The organism is Subtercola boreus, from assembly GCF_003399635.1.
Classification (GTDB): Bacteria; Actinomycetota; Actinomycetes; order Actinomycetales; family Microbacteriaceae; genus Subtercola; species Subtercola boreus_B.
The window spans coordinates 12,704-33,054 of the sequence record NZ_NBXB01000041.1; the positions used below are offsets into that span (position 1 = coordinate 12,704).

Below are 20,351 nucleotides of genomic sequence, written 5' to 3' on the forward strand. Positions count from 1 at the left end.
CGGGGATGATCGATGCGGCATTCCCGGGAGGAGATCGCTTGTCCAGGCAGAACCCCCGGGCATCCAGAACCGGATCGGCATCTGGCCCATCGCGCCCGCACTACTCGCGGCCGGGGCGGCTGCTTCGCCAGGCGGTGCTGCGCCTCTCGACGGCGATCGTCACGGCGTTCTACGGCGTCTACCGGCTGCATCCCGTGCTCTGGCGCTTCACCGCCCGGCACTACCACCCGTCGTTCGAGCGGTTCGCCCGCTGGAACGCGTGGGCCATCTGCCAGCAGGCCTACCTCGACGTTCCCGCCTATCGCCGGTACCTCGACGAGCACGACTTCGTCTTCGACTGGTGGAATCTGTCGTCGTACCAGCCGACGTCGAAGAAGGAGTACGTCGACCGCTACTCCGAGGAGGAACGCTGCTGGAACGGTGAGATCGTCACCGTCGGAACCGTCGTCGACGAGTCGAGTGGATCCAGCGGCAAGCCCTACAACTGGATGCGCTCCAAAGACGAGCTCGACACCGTGCACAAGAACGTCGCCGGCTACATCACCCTCCTGTTCGGCAGCCGCAGACTCTTCTGCATCAACGCGTTCTCGATGGGGGCCTGGGCGACCGGCACGAACACCGGCCAGGCGATGTCGAAGATCGCGATGGTGAAGAACACCGGGCCGGACATCGACAAGATCGTCGACACACTCGCCCACTTCGGCCCCGGGTACACCTACCTGATCAGCGCCTATCCCCCGTTCCTGAAGCACCTGCGCGACCGGCTCGACGCGGAGGGGTTCGACTGGGACGCCTATGAGCTCAACGGTTTCGTGGGCGGTGAAGCTCTCACCGAGGGCCTCAGGGACTACATCGAGAAACGCTTTGTGCGGGTGTACTCGGGCTACGGGGCATCCGACCTGACCATCGGAATGGCCGGTGAGAGCGACCTCTCGGTGTGGCTGCGGCGCAGCCTCGTGGCCAACAGCGACCTGCGGGCGCTCGTGCTCGGGCCGGATGAGGACCGCACGCCGATGGTGTTCCAGTACAACCCGCTCGAGACGTACCTCGAGACGACCGCCGAGGGCGAACTGCTGGTGACGCTCAACTCGACCGCGATCATGAGCCCCAAAGTGCGCTACAACATCGGTGACGAGGCGGCCATCGTGACGTTCCCCGAGATGCTGGCGTTGGTCGGGCAGTTCCCGCGGCTCGCGCTCGCCTTCGAGCGGGCGTTCGCATCCCAGCGCATGAAGTTGCCGTTCGTGCTGCTCTTCGGGCGGAAAGATTCCACGATTTCGTACATGGGCGCGAACATCTACCCGATCGACGTGGAGAACGGGCTCTACCTCGACAATCCGTTCGCCTCCAACATCGAGTCGTTCAAGCTCAGCCTGCTCGACATCGGGGGGCTCGAGCAGCGGCCCGTCATCCACCTGCAGCTGCGGTCCGGCGCAACGCTTGCTCCGGATGACCGGCAGAGGCTTCGCGAGGCATCGGCGTCGGGCGTGCTGCGGCACCTCGCAAGCGTCTCGCGCGATATCGCGCAGTCGCTCGAAGAGGATCCGACCGCCGCCGACGTGCGCATCGAGGTGCACGACCACGGCACGGGCGTGTTCGTGCACGGGTCGTCGAAGATCAAGAACGTGTACCTCGTGGACGCCGCGGACCGCGGTGGGGTGGGTGGTGGTGCGGGCGCGGGCGCGGGCGCAAGCGGCGGTAGTGCGGGTGGCGCGAGCGCGAGCGGCGCACTCGGCGCCGGCGCGGGCGTAGGTGGCACGGGTGCGAGTGGCGCGGGTGGCAGCGGGGGCGGATGAGGACGACCGACTTCTCGCGGGCACCGAAACAGGGGCGGGCCCAGGCGATGGTCGTTGTGGAGACCGCCCTCAGGCCACATGCGCCGCACGGCGCTGCCCGGGCCTCGAAGGCCATCGCCGCGTCGCCGGCCGAGATTGCAGCGGAGCTGCGGCGAGCGCCCGGCCACATCTGGTCGAAACGGTTCACGCGGCGGGGGATCTCGGCGGGGGTCGTCGCCTGCTTCGCCACCCCCGGCGACGCCGTTGCCGCCACCGACGCACTCCGCCGAGCGGTATTGGGGGCCGCGACATCCATGACCGTGCTGGTCGCCGACCCGAACGGGTACAGCAACGGGGTCTGGCGCGCCGAAGGCAACGTGATGGCGCACATCCCGACCTTCACCCCCACCTCCGTCGAGGCCGGGCGCGGAACCCCTGGCCCGCCCGTCGCCCGCCCCACCGCACCCATCGCAGCCACGTCGGCGGGCGATCGACATACCGAAAATGGTCGGTATCCTCGCTCCAAACCGACAATTTTCGGTATCTCGATGGGGAAGCGGCGGGGGGAGGCGACGGTGCGAGCGGGAGGGCGGCCAGCGGGGGCGGCGGAGCAGGCGCAGGCGGCGGGGACTGCGGAGGCGGCGCGCCCGGTGACGGATGCCCGTGCCATGTTCATCGGGGCGACCAAGTATCGCGGGCCGCGGGCACTGGTTCAGTTGTCGCGCACCTGGTATCCGATGGTGGCGCGCATGCAGACGCTCCGCGGCTACGTCTGGCACACCGTGTACTGGGAACCGCCCTTCACCCTCGGAACCCTCGCCTTCTTCGCCACGCGCGACGATCTGCTGTCGTTCGCCAGGCTTCCGGCCCATCGCACGCTCATGCAGTGGATCACCCGCGGCACCAGGAACGGCACGGGTGGCTACATCCGCCTGCACCTCGCCCCCGATGAGGCCCCTGCCGACAGCGCGGCGCACCCGACCACCCCGGGGCCACCCGCACCCCCGACACCGACCACCCCGCAGCCACCCGCGCCCCGGCCACCGACAAACCCGCAGCCACCCGCGCCCCCGACACAGACAAACCCGCAGCCACCCGCGCCCCGCGCCGACGGGGACGCCCGATGAGCGTCACCGTCGAGCAGGTCACCACCCGCGCCGCGCTCGACGAGTTCATCGCCCTTCCGCTCCGACTCCAGCCCCGGAACCTGGCCGTGCCGCTGCTCGAGGCGAGCATCCGCTCATGGTTCACCGGGCGGAGCCCGCATCCGGAACCCATCGCGCTGCTGCTCGCCCGCGACAGCAGCGGAACCGCGGTCGGCCGCACGACAGCCCACACCGACCGCCGGCTCGACGCGAAGCTCGGCGAGCGGTTGCAGCTGTTCGGCGCAACCGAGTTCCGCGACGGCGAGGCGGCCGCAGCCCTCTTCGCAGAACTTGATCGGCGAGCCCTCGCCTCCGGCGGTGAGACGTTGTTCGGCCCGGTGTCGCTGCTGCCGAACCAGGCCGGCGGCGTCATTACTTCCGGCTTCGAGGAACGCGGCTTCGTGGACTCCGCGTGGAACGACGCCCTCACCCCGATCGTCTACGAGGCGGAAGGGTTCGAACGCTGGGGCGAGGCCGACACCTGGATCGTAGAGATGGGCCGGGCGCCAGTGACCGCACCCGAGCCCGAGGAGTGGACGGCCGCTGGCTTGCACCTTGAGCACGGCTCGAAGCGTGAGATGAAACGGCTGATCCCGGAGTTGCTCACGCTCCTGAACGCCTCGTTCGCCCAGCTGCCGTACTACACCGAGATCTCCGCCGCTGAGATGGATGCGGCAACCGACGGCCTCGCGTTCCTGCTCGACGAGAACTTGCTGCTGCTGGCCCGCGATGCTGTCTCGGGCCGGGCGGTGGCGTTTGTGCTGGTCGTTCCCGACATCACCGCGTTCGTGCAACGGGTGGGCGGGCGGTTGACGCTCATTCGGCAGCTGCAGCTGCTGGCGACCCGGGGAAACTACCGGCGGGACGCGATCCTCGTCATCCAGGGCACGGATCCGGGCAGACAGGGGCAGGGCATCCTGAGCCTGCTGAGCCGCCAGCTGCAGGCCAACCTGGCCGCCGGCGGGTACGGCGCGCTCCGCAGCACGTATGTGGGGCGCGACAATCCCGCGTCGACGGCGCAGTTCACCCGGTTCGGCGGCCGTCCGCTGCACGGTTACACGTTCTATCGGCGCCCGGTGCAGGCAAGGCTGCCGCCGGATGCCGGGTTGGCCGCAGATCGCACGAAAGACCCAGAGGGAGACCACCTGTGACCGACCCGAGTACAACACGTCTGCTCGAGAGCCTCCTCGCGCTGGCGGGGCGGGCGCCGTCGCCGCACAACACCCAGCCGTGGTCGCCGCACATCGTCGGCGGCGGAGGCGGCGAGGCCGACACCGGGGGCACGGCCGTCGAAGTGTGTGTGGTGCCGAGCCGCACGCTGCCGGCCGGCGACCCGAGCTTTCGCGACGTCGTGCTGTCGCTGGGGGCCTGGGTCGAGAGTTTCGCGATCGGCGCCGCCGAGGCGGGCTTCGACACGCGCGTGCAGACCCTCGCACTCCTGGAACGACTCGAGGAGCTGCCGCTCACCGGGCCCGCCGACCACGCACGCCCGGTGCTGCGCGTCAGCCTCGAACCGGCCACGCCGACGAGGATGTCCGGGCCGGCCTCGGCGCCCGGGCCGGGCGATCCCGAGCCTCGGGGCGGCACATCCCTCCCGCCCGCCACCCCGCCGACGCCGGGCGACCCGGCCACCGTCCGGCACCCCTTCACCTCGGCCGACGTTCGCGACAGGGCGGTGTTCCGCGGACGCCTGGTAGGGCATCCGGCGACCTGGGACAACCTCAGCGACGTCGACCTGCCCCCGTGGCTCAGCCTCCGGAGGCTCGACGACAGGGCGATGGCGTACCTCAGCCGGCTCGGGATCGCGTTCACCGCATCGCGCCCGAGCGTGGCGAGGGAGCTGCTGCACTGGCTGCGCCTCGACCCCGCACACCCGCGGTACACCGAAGACGGCATGACCGACGTGATGCTCGGCATCCCGGGCCCGCTGGCACGGCTCGCGGCCCCGGCGACCCGGTGGCGACGCATCCGGGACCCTCTTCTGGGCGCCGCCGGCATCGTGGGGCGCGCTGCCGAGTCGCTCGAACGGGCCCGCACCCTCCGCCCGCTCTCCCTGTCGCTCGGCGAAAGCGCGTCGGGGTCTGCGACGCACCTCGTGCTCGTGGCGAATGCCCGACTGGCCGCGCTCGACGACGGTCCGCGCGTGACGGCCGCGATGGACAGCCGCATCGGCGTCTCGGAACCCGACGCCCTCGAAGCGGGACGCGTGCTCCAACGTCTCTGGCTGCACGCGCACCGGCTCGGGCTGGTCGTCTCGCCGCACTCCGAGCTCATCGATTCCCCATTGGCGCACGGGCTTCTCCGCAAGCGCCTGTCGCTCGGGCGGAGCGACGTTGCCCTGTCGGTCTTCAGCGCGGGAGTGGCGTCGGCCAAGGTTCCGCGGTCGCCGCGACTGTCGGACGATCGTGGGCACGGTGCGGCCAGCGCCGACAACGGCACCTACGCCACCAGCGCCGGCAGTGCCACCCGATGACCGCGATCCCCCGCCGGGTGCGCGCCTGGGGCTGGGTCATGGACCGCTTCCCCTCGATGCACATCGCCACCATGAGCCCGGCCGAGATCGCCCACAACCAGACCATGCAGCATGTGCCGGCGTTCGCCCGCCGGCTTCTGTTCGGCACGAGGCACCGTGGGGTGCTTGTGGATGATCGTTCCCTCCCGACCCCGGCCGGAGACCTGCCCGTGCGCATCTACCGGCCCGCCCCGGGCATGCCCCTCGCGGGCGCACGGGCCCGCCGCGCCATCGCAGCTCCCGACACCCTGGCCACCCCGGCCGCACCCCGCCCCGGCACGCCGCCGGCTGCGGCCCTCCCGATCGCGCTCTACTTCCACGGCGGCGGCTGGACCCTGTTCGGCGCCCTCGACATGTGCGACTGGCTCCCGAGCCGGGTCGCCGTCGAGCTCGGCGCTATCGTGATCGCGGTCGACTATCGGCTCGCCCCGGAGCATCCGTTCCCCGCCGCCGTCGACGACGCGTACAGCGCACTCGAGTGGGCCGCCGCGAATGCTGTCGCGCTCGGCGGTGACCCCGACCGCCTCGCGGTGTTCGGCGACAGCGCGGGGGGCAACCTCGCCGCTGTGCTGACGCAGCTTTCGCGCGATCGCGGCGGCCCACCGATCGCCGCACAGGGCCTCATCTACCCCGTCACCGACACGGATCTCGACGACCGGTCGATGCGCCAGAACGCGCGGAAGCCCGTTCTGCACCAAACGGACATGCGACGATTCTTCGATCTCTATCTGGGCGACGGCCCCGCCGATCCGGTGCGGTCGGATGCCCGTGCAGCCCCGTTGCTCACCGAAGACCTGAGCGGACTCCCGCCTGCGCTGCTGCAGCTCGCCGCGCACGATGTGCTGCGTGATCAGGGTATTCGTTACGCAGAGCGACTGGTGGATGCGGGGGTGCTGACCGAGGTGCTGATCTACCCCGAGGCGACACACGGCTGGGTCACGTACCCCGGAATCATGGCCGTCTCCCGGCGGGCATCGAATGACCTCGTGAGGTTTCTGCGCACACATACGTGACACGGGGACATAGTCGGGGGCAAAACGAACAAAGCAATCGAAGAGGACTACGCGGCGGAGACCGCGGCGGTTAACGCCTGAGTCCCGCCCTCGCTGCGGCGCGGCCTCGTCAGTTCGGACACGGATTCGGGCATGATCCGCGAATAATGCGCTGGAGGCTCGAATCGGTGTCCGTTCGGACGTGCGAGCAGGCCCGTCGGGCCGGCCACCAAGCCGGGCGGGAGGCGCGTCAGGCGAGTGGGAGGGGCGTCAGCCGAGCGGCAGGTCGCTCGCGGCGACCGTTGCGTTGTCTGCCGCGAACGAGAACCACGCCCGCACGGCGCCGCCCGCGAGCACCCCGGGCAGCCAGTGCTTCGCGTCGTCCCACATCAGTTCGAACGGGATCTCGTCGACGGCGAACCACTCCGGCGCCAGCTCGTCCGACGCCACCGGCTCACCCTCCCATTGCATGGCCGTGAAGACGGTCGACTGCTGGCTCCACGAACGCCTGTGCGGAAACTCGTAATCGAGAAATCCGACCTCGCGAAGGTCTGCGGCGGCGACCCGGATGCCCGTCTCCTCCTCGACCTCCCGGGCGATGGCCTCGACGGCGCTCTCCCCCGGCTCGACCTTTCCGCCCGGCCCGACGAGCTTGCCGACGCCCAGCCCGGTGAGCTTCCGGCCGAGCAGAAGCTCGGTTCGACCATCCGGAGTCTGCCGCAGCAGGTAGCAGACGCACACCTGGTACGGTTCCGGATGCCCGGGGTCGGCCGCCTCGCCAGCCACGCCGGTCACCGTCAGAGGTGCTTCAGCATGCGCGTGTTGCCGAGCGTGTTCGGCTTGACGCGGGCCAGGTCCAGGAATTCAGCGACACCCTCGTCGGGTGAGCGCACGAGCTCGGCGTAGACCTCGGGCGCGACCAGCGAGAGCGGCGAGGCGACGAACTCGTGCCGCTCGAAGAACGAGACCTCGAACGTGAGGCAGAACAGTCGGCTGAGGCCGAGCTCGCGGGCATCCGCCTCGATGCGTTCGAGCAGCGCATGGCCGACGCCCCTGCCGAGGTACTCACGGTCGACGGCGAGGGTGCGCACCTCGCCGAGGTCTTCCCAGAACACGTGCAGCGCGCCGCAGCCGACGGGCGTGCCGTTCTCGTCGACGGCGATGCGGAACTCCTGCACCGCCTCGTAGAGCACCACCGAATCCTTGCCGAGCAGCACGCGCTCCTGCACCAGCGGTTCGGTGAGCTTCTGGATCCACGGGATGTCGCTCGTGCGCGCGCGTCGCACCGTGACGCCGCCGCGCTTCGCCGGCACGCCTGCCGCGGCTGGGGCGGTGCTGGCGGGAGCGGGCGTCGTTTCGGTCATGCCCCATCCTCCCGCACCCGCCCCCGAACCCGAAAACGCGCCGCAACAGGCTTTGTGAGACTCGGGCGCGCACGTGAGACCGGCACGCGCGTCTCACGTGCGCGCCCGCGTCTCACGAAAGGTGTGGCGGGGGCGGGGGACGGGAAGGAGGACGCGAAAGGGCCGCCCACCGGAGTGGACGGCCCTTCGGACGGAACTAGCGCGCGCTAGACCTTGTCGATCGAGATCGCGTCGTCGGCGGTGATCTCCGCGAGCGGCTCGGGCGAGCGCGTCGCGAAGGTGAACTCACCGTCGACGAAGTCCACCGAGATGTGGTCGCCAGCGTTCAATTCGCCCTGCAGGATGCGCTCGGAGAGACGGTCCTCGACCTCGTTCTGCATCGCACGTCGGAGCGGACGCGCACCGAGCGACGGGTCGAACCCGACCTCGATGAGGCGCTCCTTGGCCGGAACCGACAGCTCGATCGTGAGGTCGCGGTCGAGCAGACGGTCGCGAAGGCGCCCGATGAACAGGTCGACAATCTGGAGCAGTTCTTCTTTCGACAGCTGCGGGAACACGATCGTGTCATCGACGCGGTTGAGGAACTCGGGCTTGAAGTGCTTCTTCAGCTCCTCGTTGACCTTGCCCTTCATGCGGTCGTACGACGTGGAGACGTTCGTCTGCGACTGGAAGCCGATCGGCGAACCAGTGATGTCCTTCGTGCCGAGGTTCGTGGTCATGATGATCACGGTGTTCTTGAAGTCGACCACGCGGCCCTGGCCATCGGTCAACCGGCCCTCTTCCAAGATCTGGAGGAGGGAGTTGAAGATGTCGGGGTGCGCCTTCTCGATCTCGTCGAAAAGCACCACGGAGAAGGGCTTGCGGCGCACCTTCTCGGTGAGCTGGCCGCCCTCTTCGAAGCCGACGAACCCGGGAGGGGCACCGAACAGCCGCGAGACCGTGTGCTTCTCGCCGTACTCACTCATGTCGAGCGAGATCAGGGCGTTCTCGTCGTCGAACAGGAACTCGGCGAGCGCCTTGGCGAGCTCGGTCTTACCGACACCCGTGGGGCCGGCAAAGATGAACGAGCCCGAGGGGCGCTTCGGGTCTTTCAGGCCCGACCGCGTACGGCGGATCGTGCGGGAGAGAGCCGCAATGGCCTCCTCCTGCCCGATGACACGCTCGTGCAGCGCCTTCTCCATGAACATGAGCCGCGAGGACTCCTCTTCGGTGAGCTTGAAGACCGGGATGCCCGTGGCCTGGGCCAGCACCTCGGCGATCAGCCCCTCGTCGACGATTCCCGACGCCTTGACGTCACCCGACTTCCACTTCTTCTCGAGGCGCAGACGTTCGCCGAGGAGGTTCTTCTCCTCGTCGCGGAGCGATGCGGCCTTCTCGAAGTCCTGCTCCTCGATCGCGGCCTCCTTGCGGCCGCGAACGGTCGCGATGCGCTCGTCGAACTCGCGGAGCTCGGGCGGGGCAGACAGGATCGAGAGACGGAGACGCGCTCCGGCCTCGTCAATCAGGTCGATGGCCTTGTCGGGCAGGAAGCGGTCGGCGACGTAGCGGTCGGCCAGGTTCGCCGCAGCAACGATCGCACCGTCGGTGATCGACACCTTGTGGAATGCCTCGTACTTGTCGCGGAGCCCCTTCAGGATGTTGATCGTGTGGGGCAGGTTCGGCTCCGCCACCTGGATGGGCTGGAACCGGCGCTCGAGCGCCGCATCCTTCTCGAAATGCTTGCGGTACTCGTCGAGCGTGGTCGCGCCGATGGTCTGCAGCTCGCCGCGGGCGAGTAGCGGCTTGAGGATGCTCGCCGCATCGATCGCGCCCTCGGCAGCACCGGCGCCGACGAGCGTGTGGATCTCGTCGATGAAGGTGATGATGTCGCCGCGGGTGCGGATCTCCTTCGTGACCTTCTTCAGGCGCTCCTCGAAGTCACCGCGGTACCGGCTTCCTGCGATCAGTGAACCGAGGTCGAGCGTGTAGAGCTGCTTGTCCTTCAGGGTCTCCGGAACGTCGCCGCGCACGATCGCCTGGGCGAGGCCCTCGACGACGGCGGTCTTGCCGACGCCGGGCTCACCGATCAGCACGGGGTTGTTCTTCGAGCGGCGCGACAGGATCTGCATGACCCGCTCGATCTCCTTCTCGCGCCCGATGACCGGGTCGAGCTTGTTGTCGCGCGCCGCCTGCGTGAGGTTGCGGCCGAACTGGTCGAGGATCTGCGAGCCCTTGTCGGGGGCTGCGTCGTTGCCGCCGACGGCGACCGCCTCTTTGCCCTGGTAGCCCGAGAGCAACTGGATGACCTGCTGGCGTACCCGGTTGAGGTCGGCGCCGAGCTTGACGAGCACCTGCGCAGCGACGCCCTCGCCCTCGCGGATGAGCCCGAGCAGGATGTGCTCGGTGCCGATGTAGTTGTGGCCCAGCTGCAGCGCCTCGCGAAGCGACAGTTCGAGCACCTTCTTCGCACGCGGCGTGAAGGGGATGTGGCCGGTGGGCTGCTGCTGGCCCTGGCCGATGATGTCCTGAACCTGCTCGCGCACGGCGTCAAGCGAGATGCCGAGGGACTCGAGCGCCTTGGCAGCGACGCCCTCACCCTCGTGGATCAGCCCGAGCAGGATGTGCTCGGTGCCGATGTAGTTGTGGTTGAGCATCTTGGCCTCTTCTTGGGCCAAAACAACGACGCGACGGGCACGGTCGGTAAATCTCTCAAACATGCTGACTCCTCAGGCACCGGGGCAGTGACGGTAACCGGTAGATAAATGCTAACGACGAGTCTCCGGCCTCGGGGCTCTGTTCGCCCTCGGCATAGCGGGAGTCGATCCCGGCATAGCGGGAGTCGCCCTCGGCACCGCGTCTTAGGACATGCCGGGCCGGCGCCGCCGAGCATCCGGGAACCGCCGCTGAACAGAGCCGGCGCTGACAGAGCAACGCGGGCCACGGCTCATGCCGGGCCCGCGTTGCGGATCAAACGGTGACGCGGCCCGCGACGGGAGCGCCCGCGGGTCAGACGCCGAAGCGGTACTGCGCCCGGTTGACGTACTCGGCGTTGCCCGAGAGACCGGAGCGGAGGCCCGAGTCGCCGAGCTGCAGCGCCGTTCCGACCCAGTTCGCGAGGCCCGCCGGGTCGGGAGTGCGGCCGAGGTACGAGGCGTACATGAGGCTGACGCGCTCCGAGATGGTCTCGGTCGAGTCCCAGAACTGGGCGATCACCCAGGCGCGGCCCTGCTGCACGATCAGCTTGTTCCAGAACGTGACATCGGCTGAGGATGCGTCGCGGTGCAGCAGGGTGGTGTAGATCGCCTGCACGAACGAGGTGTTCGAGCCGCCCTGCTTGTCGAAGTACTCCTGTGAGGCGTAGAACGAGGTCTCGATGTCGTCGGTCGTGATGAGGCCCTGCTGCATCCAGCGCAGCCAGTCGGCACGCCCGCCGGCGTCGGGTCCGCGGCCGAGGATCTTCGAGTACGCGGCGTCGATCCGGATCAGGCGGTATTCGTCACTCGTCACGAAACCGGTGGAGACCGCGCCGAGCCCGGCGCCCCCGGCGAACTGGCGGTTCCAGAACACGATGTCCGCCTCAGCGGGTGAACGCGAGAGGAAGTCCCAGTAGAGCGCGTTGACGAAGGCGTTCGTGCCGTTGGAGACGCCACCGACCGCTGCGATCAGCCTGGTCACGATGGTGTCCCGGCGGATGCTCTGGTTCGGGCCGATGCTGAAGGAATCGGAACTCGACACGGCCTCGTACGACGGGTTCGCGGCATTGATCGCGAAGACGGCGTAGTCCGAGTAGGGCAGCACGAATGCCGCGCCGTACTGGCCCGCGGTGTCCCAATCGAGCTGCAGAACCGGGTGGTACTTGTTGTCGGAGTCGAGCCGCACGGCGAGGAACAGGTCGATGTCGGATGATTCGGGCGCCGTCTGCCGGTCGCCGGTGGAGACGCGACCACCCAGCGTGCCGGTCGGCTGCAGGAGCTGCGTCACCGTGAGCTTCTGGCTGCCGGTGAGGCTCACCGCCTTGTTCCCGAACGGGTTGATCGCCGTGGCTCCCCACCACATCGCGGTGGCGCCGGCCGGGTCGCCGTCGTAGTAGAAGGAGACGTAGTAGAGACCGTCGGGGAGACCGGCGATCGAGAACGCGCCCGTCCCGGTCGACAGCACCTCGGTGGTTGCGATCGTCTTGTCGTTCGCGTCGACCTGCGTCGCCGTGACGATCACGCCGGCGACGGGCTTTCCGGGTGCACTTCCCCCCACCGTGACGGTGCCGGAGATGGTGACGGATCCGGTGGCGCGCGAGACCTGCGACTGGTCGGTCGACGCCTGTCGTCCGGCCGCGGGAACGGCGGCCGTGGCCGGAGCGGGAGGTGCGGCAGGATGCGCGGGGTCGAGCGTCGGCAGAGCATCCGCTGCGAACGGCAGAGCATCCGCCGAGACGGGCGACACGTTCGTCACATCCGAAACGGCGGGCAGCGAACCCGACGCATTCGATGCGATCGCCGGCGTCGCCGCGAACACCGATCCGACGACGACAAGAGCGGCCACAGCCGCGGTGAAAATCTTCACGTTCCCCTACTCACAATTCTGTGTGCCGGCCCCCGGCAGTTGGCCCGAACCTATCAGACACCTCGGGCATTCAGAGTGAAGCGCGCTACCGGTTCATATAACGCAGGTGTGCCCGCGCGAGATACTCGGCCGACGAGGTCAGCCCCGCCCGGAGTCCCGAGTCGCCGATGGCGAGCGCCAGACCGACCCGGGAGGCCAGTCCCGCAGGATCCGGAATCCGCCCAAGGTAGGTGTTGTACATCGCGCTGACGCGGCCCCCGATCGTCTCGGTGGAGTCCCAGAACTGTTCGATGACCCATGCACGACCGTGCCGGGTGATCTGATCACACGGCCGCCGCCCACCCGCCGGTTAGGCTGGAAGGGTGAGCAACCTCGAACGGCACCCGAGCGAGATCCTGGAGTGCTCCGGCGACACCGGGGATGCAGGTGCGTCCTCGGTCCGGCTTCAGATCCTCACGCCTCGCGTGGTTCCGCTCGGGGGGCCGCGCGCGATGACCGTCAGGCGAACCCTGCCCAGCAAACAGCGGAGCCTGATCGGCGCGTGGTGCTTCCTCGACCACTACGGGCCGGAGCCGGTCGCCTCATCGGGCGGGATGCGGGTGCCGCCGCATCCGCACACCGGGCTCCAGACCGTGTCGTGGCTGTTCGAAGGGGAGATCGAGCACCGCGACAGTGTGGGCAGCCACGCGATCGTGCGGCCTGGCGAACTCAACCTGATGACGGCGGGGCGCGGGATCAGCCACTCAGAGGTGTCGATGCCGACCACGAATGTACTGCACGGCGCCCAGCTCTGGGTCGCGCTGCCCGAGGCCTCGCGGCACGTGCCACCCGCCTTCGAGAGCCAGTCCGCCCGGCGCGTTCGGGTCGGCGACGCTGAGGTGCAGGTCTTCATGGGTTCGCTCGCCGGCGTCTCGGCCGACGCCACCCTCTTCAGCGCGCTGGTGGCCGCCCAGCTCGACCTGCCCGCAGGCGGGGTGGTGGAGCTCGGCGTCGAGGCCGGTTTCGAGCACGGCATCCTGGTCGATTCGGGCGAGGTGAGCATCCGCGGGTCGCTGCCGGGTGACGACGCGACTGCTCCGGATGCCGCCACCTCCGTTCAGGCGCACGAGCTGGCCTACCTGCCCACCGGATGCACGGGCATCCGTATCGTCGCGGGCGACACCGCAGTGCGGCTGCTGCTCATCGGCGGGGAGCCGCTGCGTGAGAAGATCCTGATGTGGTGGAACTTCGTCGGACGGAGCCATGACGAAGTGGTCGGCTACCGTGCCGCGTGGCAGTCACAGGCGATCGGGGTCGGCGGTCCGCCGCCACCCGGCACCGAAGACCTCTTCACCGCGCGCGTCGCGGGCGCCACTCTGGAGCACGAAGGCGCGCCCCTGCCTGCGCCCGAACTCCCCTCGGTGCGCCTGCGACCCCGCGACTGACCCCGCCGCCAATCGACTGGGGAGTTCCGGTCGGTATTCGCGCCGCGAACCGACTGGAACTCCCCAGTCGATGCGTGCTGGGCTCCCGGGAGGCGGCTGCCGAGGCGAAACCGATATGAAGCCGCACCGAAATCTGCGCGTCACATTCGCGCGCTAGTTTTGCCGGTGTGACGACCGATTCGGCTCCATCTGTCGGGCGGCCTCACCCCGTCATCCTCTGACGCCGTCACCACGCCCCACCACACCCACCCGTATTCGTCGACCCCATCACCCGGGTCGCTCAACCGCGCCTGAAAGCGCAGTAAACATATGAAGACCCTCTGGCGGAACGCCCTGCTGATGACCATGGACGACACGCGCTCGAGCGCCGTCTTCCGCGGCGACCTGCTCGTCGACGGCGACACGATCGTCGCGGTCGGCCCTGCCTGTGCGGTCGACCCCCGCACCACCGCCGACACCGGCACCACCACCACCATCACCGGCACCGGCACCGGCACCGACTGCGTCATCGTCGACGCCACCGGCCTCCTCATCACACCCGGCCTGATCAACGCGCATATGCACTCCTGGGAGTCGCTGCTCCGCGGAACGAGCGAGCGCCTTCCCCTCGAACTCTGGACCCTCGAGACCTACCCCATCACCGCGGCCCGCCCGATGCCGCCTCGGCTGCGGACGGGTGGGGGATGCCCTGCTCACCTTCTCGCAAGACTTCGACCCGGCGAAGTACGGCAACGACGGCGCGCCCCTGCACGGACCCTTCGTGCCGCGCTACTGCCTCTACCCGGAACTCTTCGGCGGGCGGCAGATCAACGCCCGCGTCGAGATCTCTTTCGAGCTGACGATGGGGATGCTCGCGGCGGACTGGTGGCAGATCACCGACCTGCCCCGCAACATCTTCTACGCCCGCACCGTGGACGCCCCCGCCTTCTACGCCGCGCTCCTCGCCCTCATCGCCCGCCTCCCCTGACGCCCGGCCCCCGCCCGCGCCATCCGCCCTGCGCCGCCCGCCCCCACTCCCCGCTCCTCCCTTCCCTGTCCGTCTTCAATCGATCCCCCGAAATCTGTCGTCTCACCGTGCGGAAAGCGACAACTTTCGGGGGATCGATGGCCTCACCGCAGGCCGGAGGCGAGGGATCACACCCTCGCCTGGCAGATTCGGGCTCACCGCACCCTGAACCGGCGGAGAACGAGCGCACCTGCCCCGAACAGGAACAGGGACAGCCCGGCCACCCCGGCAGGGAGGAGTCCGATCGCCGGCTGGCCGGTCTCGGCGAGCATCCCGAAGGAGGGGCGAGTGAGCGTCGAGACCAGTCTGGGCGCTGGCGCGAACCGGGCTGACGCCCCAGGGATATCCGTGACGCCACGGCTCACGACTGCAGCTGCGACGGGCGTGGGAGCGACAGCTGCAGCTGCAGCTGACGTTGCGACACCTCCCGGGGAGGCGGGGGCGCCGGGCACGCCACCACCTTCGGCAGACCCTCCTGGCACCGGCGGCGCAGTGTCACCCACGTCGACCGCCTGGCCGATCACGAGCGGAACGTAGACAGTGAAACGTGAATCGGGGGATTTCGTCGAGAGAGCGGTCAGGCTGAGGGTGAAGGTGCCCGCCGTGAGGGGTGTTCCCCGGATCAGCCCGGTCGCGGCATCCACGACCAGCCCTGACGGCAGGCCCGTCACGACGAAGCTCGCCTTCGGCACATTCGACGTGAGCTGGAAGGCGTACGGTGCGCCCACGACACCCGCCGGCGGCGCAGGTGAGGTGATGACGGGCACGACCACCGGAACGGCGTTCACCACGAGCGTCTGGAAGACGACCAGGGAGGTGTCGCCGACGTGCTCTCCCACTGCCTCGAGTCGAACGGTGAACGAACCCGCAGCGGTCGGGGTTCCCGAGATGAGACCGGTGCGCGGGTCGGCCCAGAGCCCCGCCGGCAGCCCCGTCACGGAATAGGTAACGGGAGACACGTTCGACGTGAGCTGGAAGGAGTAGGGCGAACCGACTGTGGCGGGGCCGAACGGAGGGGAGGTGATGGCCGCAGGAGTGACCGTCGGCTCGTCGATCACGAGGGCGTCGTAGCGAACGAGGCTGGTGTCGGCGACCATGGATCCGAACGCTTCCAGCCTCACCGAGAAGGTACCCGCCACGGTGGGTCTGCCGGTGATCCGTGCTGTCGAGGGGTCGTAGCGCAACCCCGCCGGCAGGCCGGTCACCGAGAAGGTGGCCGGCGACACGTTGGCGGTGAGCTGGTAGGCGTAATCGACTCCCACCGTGCCCGCCGGAAGGCCGGGAGAGGTCACGACGGGAACGGGCACCAGCTCAGCCTCCGGCGCATCCGCCACCACCACCGGGACCTCTGCCGCTCTCGGGGCCTCTGTCACTACCGGTACCCCTGCCTCTTCCGGCGCCTCTGCTACGGCGGGCAGCGGGTCCGGCGTAGCCGCCACGGCCTCCGGCGCTTCCGCCACCACCGGCGCCTCCTGCGGCGCTCGTGAAACGTCTGGAATGGGCGACGGCGCACCACCCGGCATCTCCGCGACATCCGTCGTTTCCGATGCCACAGGTGACGGCGCAGCCGCCAGCACGGCTCCGTCCGCTTCTGCAGGCGCAGACCCGACCCCTTCATCGGCCGTGGCGCTGAGCCCGCCGGCACCCAACAGCAGCACGAGCAGGCCTCCACCCACCACCGCGCGGAGGCCTGGTCGGGACTTCGAGACAACGGGCATGAGCGCTCCTGACCTGAGTGATTAAACCTCACTTTAGCGGTTAGTGCCCAAACACTCAAGCCCCAAAGTCTGGGGCCCGCCCCCCGTCGCCCGCTCCCGACCGGCCCTTCCTGCCCCCCACTCGCGTCCAGCGCAACCTCTCCGGTGGATCGGCGCCAGCTGGGCGCATCCGCTACCGTTCGAATTGTGGCGAGTGCGCCAAACTGGCGCCCGTGATCGCAACGGGGTGGCGAATGCCATCCCGGGCGCCCGCCACGCACACTTATTGCAGGCCGGAGGTGAGGCGGGCCAGGTTGTCGAGCACGGTGGAGCGGAGTGGCTGGCGCTCCCACTCGGCGAGCGTGAGCTCTCGACTGGATGCCCGGTAACCGTCTTCGATCGCTCTCATCTGCTGCACGAATGCCGTGCCGCGCACCATCATCGACACCTCCATGTTGAGCTGGAACGACCGGATGTCCATGTTGCTCGATCCCATCACCGCCACGTCGTCGTCGATGGTGAAGTGCTTGGCGTGCAGGATGTACGGGGCCTTGTACATCCAGATCTGCACCCCCGCCCGGAGCAGCGCCTCGTAGTAGGACCGCTGCGCGTGATAGACGAGGGCCTGGTCGCCGATCTCCGAGACGAACAGCTGCACTTCGACCCCGCGCTGCGACGCGGTCGTGATCGCGTAGAGCATCGAGTCGTCGGGAACGAAGTACGGCGACGTGATGATGATCTGCTTCTGCGCGTAGTACAGCAGCGCGAGGAAGAGTCGCAGGTTGTTTTCGCCGTCGAACCCGGGGCCGCTCGGCACGATCTGGCAGTCGAGCGCATCGTCGGATTCGAAGACGACGCCCGGCGTGATGGCCTCGGTCTCGCGCACGAGCAGCTCGTTCGTCTCGCTGTACCAGTCCGTGATGAAGATCGCGTTGATTCCGTTGACGACCGGGCCCTGCACGCGCGTCATCAGGTCCTGCCACTGCAGGCCCCGGCGGCGGTTGACGCGCTTGTTGTAGCTCCGGTCGATGAGGTTCTGCGAGCCCATGTAGCCCACCCGGCCATCCACGACCAGCACCTTGCGGTGGTTGCGGAGGTCAGGGCGCTGCCATTTGCCACGGAGCGGCTGTACGGGAAGCATGAAATGCCAGGTCACGCCGATCTGCCGGAGCTTGCGGAACGTCTTGCGGTGCCCAGGCGAGCGGAAGGATGCCACGTGGTCGAGCAGCACCCGCACGATCACGCCACGCTTCACCGCGTTCTCGAGGGCGAGGAAGAAATCGGCCGTCACCGAGTCGTACGACATGATGTAGAACTCGCAGTGCACGAACTTCTTGGCCTGGTTGATGTCGGCGGTCATCTCTGCGATCGACTGGGAGTAGTCCCCGATCAGACGGGCTTTGTTGCCACCCACGAGCGGCATGGCGCCGAGGTTGCGGTTGAGCTCGACCACCGACCGGAGCCACGCGGGCCACGGATGATCGTTCGAGACCTGCTCGATGCCCTCCGTCGTCTCGATGATGAAGTCATTGATGGCCTGCTGCTTCTCACGCCGCTTCTTCGGCAGCTTGTAGCTTCCGATCAGCAGGAAGACGACCAGGCCGAGGTAGGGGATCAGGAAGATCGCGAGCAGCCATGCCATCGCCGAACTCGGGCGCCGATTGCGGGGCACCACGATGATGGCGGTGACTCGAACCCCGAAATCGAAGAGGAAGAGAACGACGATGACGATCTCCGTCATCTGGACTCCGCTGATGGGGGCTCCCTTCGCCTGCCGACCTGCCACCCCTTACCGTATCGGTTCGGCGGGGGTGCGCTGGCTACAGGCCGCGCAAGGGCGTCCGATTCGGTTACAGGCCGCGCTTCGCCCGCTCTTCGGCCTCGATGCGGGCGAGCACCTTGCGTTCGCTCTTGTCGGAGCGGATGATCGCGCGCATCACGAACCAGAACAGCAGGCCGATGGCCAGGGTCGGCAGGAGGGCGCCGAGGGCGGCGAACACATCATTCATTGTGCTCCAAGGATACGCGGCGAACCTGTCAGCTGCCCCGGGCGCCTATTTCGTGATGAACTGCACGAATCCGACGATGAGGAAGGTGAGTCCGACGCCCGCGACGACCACCCGCGACGCGATCAGGCGTTTGCGCTTCTGGGCCTCGGTGGGGCCGTCGCCGTGTTCGGGGTCGGGCTCCCCCGCCGCATCCGGAGCCTTCTCGCCGAAGTCGGCCACCTACTTCACCAGCGGGAACAGGATCGTCTCGCGGATGCCGAGCCCGGTCAGCGCCATCAGCAGGCGGTCGACGCCCATTCCGAGGCCTCCGGAGGGGGGCATCCCGAATTCGAGCGCGCGGAGGAAGTCCTCGTCCAATCGCATCGCTTCGTCATCGCCGGCCGCGCCGAGACGGGCCTGCTCGATGAAGCGTTCGCGCTGGATGACCGGGTCGACCAGCTCGGAATACGCCGTGGCGAGCTCGAAGCCGCGGATGTAGAGGTCCCACTTCTCGACGACGCCCGGGATGCTGCGGTGCGCGCGGGTGAGGGGGCTGGTCTCGAGCGGGAAGTCCATGACGAAGGTGGGGCGCACGAGGGATCCTTTGACGAAGTGCTCCCACAGTTCCTCGACGTACTTGCCGTGATTCGGGAGGTGGATCTCGATGCCCTCACGGTCGGCGAGCGCCTTCAGATCGTCGGTGGTGGTGGCCGGGGTGATCTGGATGGGGTTCGCCCCGCCATCCGCAGCCGTCAGGGCCTCGCTCAGCGACTCGTACATGCTGATGCGGTCCCAGTCGCCGCCGAGGTCGTACTCTGTGCCGTCGGCCCACGTGACGGTCGTGCTGCTGGCCACCGCGATCGCGGCGTTCTGGATCAGCGTCTGCGTCAGCTCGGCCATGGTGATGTAGTCGCCGTAGGCTTCGTAGGCTTCGAGCATCGCGAACTCGGGGCTGTGCGTCGAGTCGGCGCCCTCGTTCCGGAAGTTGCGGTTGATCTCGAAGACCCGGTCGATTCCGCCGACGACGGCCCGCTTCAGGAACAGTTCGGGCGCGATGCGGAGGTAAAGTTCCGTGTCGAAGGCGTTGCTGTGCGTGGAGAAGGGGCGGGCGGCGGCTCCCCCGTGCATCGTCTGCAGCATGGGGGTCTCTACCTCGATGAACGCACGGTCGGCAAAGGTTTTGCGCATGCTGGCAACGGCCGCGGCGCGGGTGCGCACCATCTTGCGAGCGTCGTCGCGCACGATGAGATCGAGGTAGCGGCTGCGCATCCGCGTCTCCTCGTTGAGTTCGCTGTGCAGGTTCGGCAGCGGCAGCAGCGACTTCGACGCGATCGCCCACTCGGAGACCATGATCGACAGCTCGCCGCGGCGGCTGGAGATGACCTCGCCGCTCACGAAGAGGTGGTCGCCGAGGTCGACGAACTCCTTGAAGGAGGCCAGCGACTCGTAGCCGACGGCCCCGAGCGACACCATGGCCTGGATGCGCGTGCCGTCTCCGGACTGCAGGCTCACGAAGCACAGCTTGCCGGTGTTGCGGAGGTGCACGATGCGGCCGGCGAGGCCGACGATGACGCCGGTGGTCTCGTCGGCGGCGAGCTCGCCGTACTCGGCCCGCACGGCGGGGATCGTGGTGGTGACGGCGACGCCCACGGGGTACGGGTCGAGGCCTGTTTCGAGCATCCGCTCGCGCTTTGCCAGGCGGATGACCTGCTGCTCATTCGCGGCGGCATCCGCTGCGGCGGCCTCGGCGTCCTGCTCTTCGGCGGCCTTCAGCGCGGCGAGGTCGATCGCGTCGGCGCTGTCGGCGCTGTCGGCGCTATCGGCGGTCGCGCGGTCGGCGGCGGGCTCGGGCTGGGCGTGCTTGGGATGTTCAGTCATGACGGCGCGTGCTCCTCGAAAGTCGCCCCCA

General features: G+C 68.5%; 18 protein-coding genes. 7 read left to right on the forward strand and 11 right to left on the reverse strand.

Going from position 1 to position 20,351, the window contains the following annotated elements:
- The first annotated feature begins 38 nt into the window (after positions 1–38).
- The 5 genes from B7R22_RS15055 to B7R22_RS15075 are packed head-to-tail and all read left to right on the forward strand — an operon-like array spanning position 39 to position 6,445.
- The gene (locus B7R22_RS15055) at positions 39–1,796 is read left to right on the forward strand and encodes a phenylacetate--CoA ligase family protein (RefSeq protein ID WP_253259108.1); all 1,758 of its coding nucleotides are present in this window, start codon (positions 39–41) and stop codon (positions 1,794–1,796) included.
- Positions 1,793–2,902: a hypothetical protein gene (locus tag B7R22_RS15060; RefSeq protein ID WP_116412525.1), complete on the forward strand. Its 1,110-nt coding sequence runs from the start codon at positions 1,793–1,795 to the stop codon at positions 2,900–2,902. The genes B7R22_RS15055 and B7R22_RS15060 overlap by 4 nt, the downstream gene beginning before the upstream one ends.
- A complete protein-coding gene (locus tag B7R22_RS15065) occupies positions 2,899–4,071 on the forward strand; it encodes a hypothetical protein (protein ID WP_216363491.1) in 1,173 nt (390 codons plus the stop codon). The genes B7R22_RS15060 and B7R22_RS15065 overlap by 4 nt, the downstream gene beginning before the upstream one ends.
- Positions 4,068–5,393: a hypothetical protein gene (locus B7R22_RS15070; RefSeq protein ID WP_116412526.1), complete on the forward strand. Its 1,326-nt coding sequence runs from the start codon at positions 4,068–4,070 to the stop codon at positions 5,391–5,393. The genes B7R22_RS15065 and B7R22_RS15070 overlap by 4 nt, the downstream gene beginning before the upstream one ends.
- On the forward strand, positions 5,390–6,445 hold the full coding sequence (locus tag B7R22_RS15075) for an alpha/beta hydrolase (protein WP_116412527.1): 1,056 nt from the start codon (positions 5,390–5,392) through the stop codon (positions 6,443–6,445). The genes B7R22_RS15070 and B7R22_RS15075 overlap by 4 nt, the downstream gene beginning before the upstream one ends.
- A 249-nt stretch (positions 6,446–6,694) precedes the next feature.
- Here the strand turns inward: B7R22_RS15075 and B7R22_RS15080 are convergent, their stop codons facing one another.
- The 5 genes from B7R22_RS15080 to B7R22_RS19290 form a co-directional block, all read right to left on the reverse strand.
- Positions 6,695–7,219 (reverse strand): 8-oxo-dGTP diphosphatase, encoded by a 525-nt coding sequence (locus tag B7R22_RS15080; protein WP_253259109.1) that lies wholly within the window; start codon positions 7,217–7,219, stop codon positions 6,695–6,697.
- Between the two features lie 2 nt (positions 7,220–7,221).
- Positions 7,222–7,788 carry an amino-acid N-acetyltransferase gene (locus B7R22_RS15085; RefSeq protein WP_116412528.1) on the reverse strand — a complete coding sequence of 189 codons (567 nt, stop codon included), beginning with the start codon at positions 7,786–7,788 and terminating at the stop codon, positions 7,222–7,224.
- A 206-nt stretch (positions 7,789–7,994) separates the two neighbouring features.
- A complete protein-coding gene (locus tag B7R22_RS15090) occupies positions 7,995–10,484 on the reverse strand; it encodes an ATP-dependent Clp protease ATP-binding subunit (RefSeq protein ID WP_116412529.1) in 2,490 nt (829 codons plus the stop codon).
- Between the two features lie 289 nt (positions 10,485–10,773).
- Positions 10,774–12,327: a DUF4214 domain-containing protein gene (locus B7R22_RS15095; protein WP_116412530.1), complete on the reverse strand. Its 1,554-nt coding sequence runs from the start codon at positions 12,325–12,327 to the stop codon at positions 10,774–10,776.
- A gap of 85 nt (positions 12,328–12,412) precedes the next feature.
- Entirely contained in the window at positions 12,413–12,568 is a 156-nt protein-coding gene (locus B7R22_RS19290; protein ID WP_172582446.1) for a hypothetical protein, read from the reverse strand.
- 121 nt (positions 12,569–12,689) lie between these two features.
- Here B7R22_RS19290 and B7R22_RS15100 point away from each other — a divergent pair, with 121 nt between their 5' ends.
- Positions 12,690–13,751: a pirin family protein gene (locus B7R22_RS15100; RefSeq protein ID WP_116412531.1), complete on the forward strand. Its 1,062-nt coding sequence runs from the start codon at positions 12,690–12,692 to the stop codon at positions 13,749–13,751.
- Positions 13,752–13,891: 140 nt separating this feature from the next.
- Here the strand turns inward: B7R22_RS15100 and B7R22_RS19295 are convergent, their stop codons facing one another.
- Positions 13,892–14,272, reverse strand: coding sequence for a hypothetical protein (locus tag B7R22_RS19295; RefSeq protein ID WP_172582448.1), 381 nt, complete (start codon positions 14,270–14,272; stop codon positions 13,892–13,894).
- 155 nt (positions 14,273–14,427) lie between these two features.
- On the opposite strand from B7R22_RS19295, the gene B7R22_RS15110 reads away from it, so the two are divergent.
- Entirely contained in the window at positions 14,428–14,718 is a 291-nt protein-coding gene (locus B7R22_RS15110; protein WP_116412533.1) for a nucleoside hydrolase, read from the forward strand.
- Between the two features lie 194 nt (positions 14,719–14,912).
- On the opposite strand, the gene B7R22_RS15115 is transcribed toward B7R22_RS15110, so the two are convergent.
- The 5 genes from B7R22_RS15115 to lysS all read right to left on the reverse strand — a co-directional run bounded on the left by B7R22_RS15115 (position 14,913) and on the right by lysS (position 20,320).
- A complete protein-coding gene (locus tag B7R22_RS15115) occupies positions 14,913–16,475 on the reverse strand; it encodes an Ig domain-containing protein (RefSeq protein ID WP_147305413.1) in 1,563 nt (520 codons plus the stop codon).
- Between the two features lie 262 nt (positions 16,476–16,737).
- Positions 16,738–18,195: a cardiolipin synthase gene (cls, locus tag B7R22_RS15120; protein ID WP_116412535.1), complete on the reverse strand. Its 1,458-nt coding sequence runs from the start codon at positions 18,193–18,195 to the stop codon at positions 16,738–16,740.
- Positions 18,196–18,304: 109 nt separating this feature from the next.
- The gene (locus B7R22_RS19300) at positions 18,305–18,463 is read right to left on the reverse strand and encodes a hypothetical protein (protein WP_172582450.1); all 159 of its coding nucleotides are present in this window, start codon (positions 18,461–18,463) and stop codon (positions 18,305–18,307) included.
- A 45-nt stretch (positions 18,464–18,508) separates the two neighbouring features.
- Positions 18,509–18,682 (reverse strand): hypothetical protein, encoded by a 174-nt coding sequence (locus tag B7R22_RS19305; RefSeq protein WP_172582452.1) that lies wholly within the window; start codon positions 18,680–18,682, stop codon positions 18,509–18,511.
- Positions 18,683–20,320, reverse strand: a complete 1,638-nt coding sequence (gene lysS, locus B7R22_RS15125) for a lysine--tRNA ligase (RefSeq protein WP_172582454.1) — start codon at positions 20,318–20,320, stop codon at positions 18,683–18,685.
- Positions 20,321–20,351: the final 31 nt, after the last annotated feature.